The organism is Candidatus Synechococcus spongiarum SH4, assembly GCF_000586015.1.
Lineage (GTDB): Bacteria > Cyanobacteriota > Cyanobacteriia > PCC-6307 > Cyanobiaceae > Synechococcus_B > Synechococcus_B spongiarum_F.
Genome location: NZ_JENA01000161.1, coordinates 1 through 3872, shown reverse-complemented (window position 1 = coordinate 3872; position 3872 = coordinate 1). Strand labels below are relative to the sequence as shown.

Genomic DNA, 3872 nt, shown 5'->3' with positions numbered 1-3872 from the left:
GTTGCTGGCGGATGGCGCCGGCCAGTGTCTGGTGCTGGGCCAGTACGCTTCCCTGCTCTGCATCCACAGCCGCCAAGCGGCAACTGGCGTCTGTCAACCGCGTCTGTAGAGCATCCAGGGCCTGGCTCTGTTGGGCCGCTTCCCGCCGACAGGCGCTCAGATGGGATCCCAACTCCAGGAGCCGTTGTCGGAGGGGCTCCCCCTCATCGGCCTGTTCGCCGTGGCTGAAACCGAGGCGGTCCTGGCGGCGCTGCAGGCTGCCACCCGTCATGGCGCCGCTGCGCTCCAGCAACTCCCCCTCCAGGGTCACGCAGCGGTGCTGCCCCAGAAGACGGCGCGCCTGATTCAGGGTCTCGAACACCAGGGTCTCCCCCAACACATGGGCAAACACCTGCCCATAGACGGGTTCGAAGCGCACCAGGGCCACAGCCCGGTCCACCAAGCCCTGGAACCGCCGGCCGGCCCGGGTCATGGGGGCCGGCGTTGCCGGCGCCCGCAATCGATTGAGAGGCAGGAAGGTGAGGCGGCCGGCCCGGTGATGTTTGAGAAGCCCGATGGCCTGGGCGGCAATCTGGTCGTCATCCACAACCACGTGGTTGAGACGGGCGCCTGCCGCCACCTCCAGCGCCAGGCGATGGGGCGGGTCCACCTCCCCCAGCTTGGCCACAGGGCCGTGGACACCCGGCAGCCCACTCTCCAGAATCAAGCGCAGCGCGGCAGCGCCGCGGCTTTCCTGCAGTGCTTCACGGCGGCTTTCCAGCTTGGCCAGGTCCTGCTCCAGTTTCACCTGATCCCGTTCCAACCGCTGGCGGCGGCGCTGCAACAGCCCCAGGGCGCCGCCGCCTTCGTTGCACCCTGTCCGGAGTGTTTCCACCTCCTGCTGGAGTTGGGCCTTCCGGGTGGCCAGGTCATCCAGCTTGTCCTGACTCTGCCGGTGATCGGCTTCTGCTTGCCCCTGCTTCTCACGCCAGTCCCTCAGTTGCTGCTCCTCCTGCTTGAGCCGCTCCTGAAGCCGGAGTTGTTCGGCCCGCAAGGGCTGGATGTCGGCCCGCAATGCCGCCATGGCCTGCTGCCGCTGCTGATAGACCCGGAGCCAGCTTCCGGAACGATCCGCCAACTCCCCCAGTTGCCGGCGTTGTTGCTCCACAGCCTGCTCCGTATGTGAGCAGCGGGCGTTCACAGCCTCCAGTTGAGCAGCGGGGTCGGCGGCGGCCAGCGCTTCTCCTGCGGCCTGCAACCGGCCACAGCGGCCGCGCCAGTCATGTTGACGTTGCTCCACGCCTACCTGGTCCTGGCTCTGCAGGGTGCGCTGCAGTTCCCGCTCCCGACCCTGGAGCCCGGCCAACTCCGCCTGCACCGACAACAGTCGGTCTTCTCCAAGGGCCTTCACCTGGTCCTGGATGTCCTGCAACTGCCGGATCTTCCCACGGTGCTCTTCGATCCACTGCTCCCGTCTGGCGCCCAGGGCCTGTTGTTCCTGCTGATTCCGGGCTTGACGGGCCGCCAGGTCGTCCCGCTGCCGACAGGACTTCTCCCACAGCAACACCAATTCCTGGTGGCGCGATTGGCGCAACTGGTCACGCAACTGCCGGTAACGGCGCGCCCTCTTGCAGTCCTTCTCCAACCGCTGGCGGCTGTTCTGAAGTTCCGCCTCCACAATGCGGCAACGCTCTTCATGCTCCCGCACGTTGGCGAGCTTGGCGCGGCACTGCTCAATGCGCTGATCAAACAACGCCACCCCCGCCAATTCGTCAATGATTTCCCGGCGCTCTCGGCCACCCATGGACACGATGCGGGTGACGTCCCCTTGCATCACCACGTTGCTGCCGGTGGGGTCGATGCGGAGGCGCCGCAACTGAACCTGCAACTGGCTCAGGCTGCAGGACTCCGCCCCAATGGAATAGATGCTGCTGTAGGCGCCGCCGGGGGCCACGCGAATGCGGCGGGAGATCACCACCTGTTGCTGGCTCGGGTGAATCCATGGCCCGGCGCCCTCCATGGCGTCGGGTTCAACATCGTCAGGGGGCTGCCAGTCAGGGAGGGAAAAGGTGACGCTGACGGAGGCTTCAGCGGCCTTGCCCTGGCGCACCATGCGGTGGTTAATCAAGTCAGGCAGGCGCTCCGCCCGCATCCCGCGGCTGGAGGCCAGCCCCAGGCAGAAGAGAATGCCGTCAATAATGTTGCTTTTGCCAGAACCGTTGGGTCCGGTGATGACAGTAAATCCCGGATTCAGCGGAACCTCGACGCTGCCGCCAAAGGACTTGAAACGGCTAATTTTAACCTGCTGAACGTAAACCAATCCCCAAGCCCACTATCAGGGAAACCATAAGGGAAACACCGGGAAACCTCAAGGCTCCCCCGCTGCGGGGATTAAGCTGTGATCATCCTGCCCAGGTCAATGTCGTCACCTGCAAACGACCATTCCGACCAACCGTCTCCCCCTACTCGGTCCCGGGAGGATGGCGCCGCAGCGGGAGAGGGCCAGGGGGATCCCCTGGGGGACCATTTCCAGTCCCTGTTGCCCCTTCTGCAACAGGAATGGCCCGAGATTGCCCGGGAACGCTGGGAGGCCACCCGCGGCAGCCTGGAGGAGCTGGTGCAACTCATTGCCAGCCAGACCTCCCACACCCGCACCATCATTCGAGCCCAGCTTCTGGAACTGGTTGACCACCTGGGACGCATCAGAGAGCGGCCCAGGACATGGGAGGAGGCGCTTCATCCCCTGGAAGAACAACTGGACACCCTCATGGAGGAGTTGCGGCGGGATCTGGCGCCCCGCCTGAAGCGCAAGATCCGGCAACAGCCTCTGTTGAGCCTTTCCGTGGCCATCCTTGCGGGCTTTGTCACGGGGCTTCTGCTGGGCGGCAGCCGGCGGCAACAGTGATGGCGGCCCCATCCCCTCCACCCGGCCCGGCAAGCTGGAACCAGGGCCGTGGTTCACGGCATCCCTTCGAGCGCATGGCGGTGCTGCTGGCCAGCTTACTGGACGTGCATATGCGGATGGCCCTGCAGGAGGCGAGCCGGGAACGGCGCCGTCTCATTGGCGGGGTGTTGCTGCTGGGCATGGGGCTGGGGCTGCTGACCACCAGCTTTCTGCTGGCCAGCGGCGCCCTCTTGATCTGGCTGGTGCGCGGCCTGGGCTGGGGTCTCGTTCCCGCCCTGCTGGCCATGGGTGCGCTGGATCTTTTCCTGGCCGGGATCGTCCTGCGGGTGGGTGGGGTGCTGCTGCGGGGACCTTACCTGGTGAAAACCAGGGCGGGACTCGCCAAAGCCACCCGTCTGATTGTGGGGCAATGACCTGTTGCCTGTGCTAGGGTGAAAGGGTTCACAGCCGTGAACTAGGTGGCTCACACCGATGTTTCGGACAGCGGTTCGATTCCGCTCAGCTCCATTCTCCATGGGGCTGCAATGGTTTCGACGGGGCATGAGGAGGGTGACTGAAGCCTGCTCGGTCAGAGCAACTTCGTAACAGCGAACAACATCGTTCGTTTCTCCCGCCAGGCCGCCCCTGTTGCCGCCTGAGCCCAAAGGAGATGGGGTGAGGTCAGCCTTATCAGCAAAATGACCCATGGGGGCTGAGAGGCCCCTCTCTCTTCTGAATCCCACACCATGCCACTGGCTCTTTTCAGGGGCCAAGACCATGGGAAGCGGTGCCACGGTACGGGAGTTGGCGACCAGCCTGCCAGCGGAGCAGGCGCCCCTTCCGGATCCTTGTGGCGGGGAGCGCCCAAACGCAGCTAGCGCCTGACTCGTCCTTCCCCACGGGGATGCCCTCTCACCAGAAAAGCCAGTGGCGGCAGGGGTTTTCAAGTGCCGGTAGCCCTTTACAGGTGGGGAAACGACGGCTTTTCCGGGTACCCTTATCCAGATCC

General features: G+C 65.0%; 3 protein-coding genes. 2 read left to right on the top strand and 1 reads right to left on the bottom strand.

Translation table 11 applies throughout. The features are described from left to right. Nucleotides 1–2299, bottom strand: a 2299-nt coding sequence (locus BG35_RS0107445) for an SMC hinge domain-related protein (protein WP_025782335.1), incomplete at its 3' end; no start/stop codon positions are given. A 99-nt stretch (nucleotides 2300–2398) separates the two neighbouring features. Here BG35_RS0107445 and BG35_RS0107440 point away from each other — a divergent pair. Both BG35_RS0107440 and BG35_RS0107435 read left to right on the top strand, forming a co-directional pair. Then, entirely contained in the window at nucleotides 2399–2884 is a 486-nt protein-coding gene (locus BG35_RS0107440; RefSeq protein ID WP_025782334.1) for a hypothetical protein, read from the top strand. After that, the gene (locus BG35_RS0107435; protein ID WP_025782333.1) at nucleotides 2884–3297 is read left to right on the top strand and encodes a phage holin family protein; all 414 of its coding nucleotides are present in this window, start codon (nucleotides 2884–2886) and stop codon (nucleotides 3295–3297) included. The genes BG35_RS0107440 and BG35_RS0107435 overlap by 1 nt, the downstream gene beginning before the upstream one ends. Nucleotides 3298–3872: the final 575 nt, after the last annotated feature.

Bases quoted from the DNA above. Each gene is read 5' to 3' on its own strand.
- BG35_RS0107440 (WP_025782334.1), top strand. From the start codon at position 2,399: ATGTCGTCACCTGCAAACGACCATTCCGACCAACCGTCTCCCCCTACT.
- BG35_RS0107435 (WP_025782333.1), top strand. From the start codon at position 2,884: ATGGCGGCCCCATCCCCTCCACCCGGCCCGGCAAGCTGGAACCAGGGC.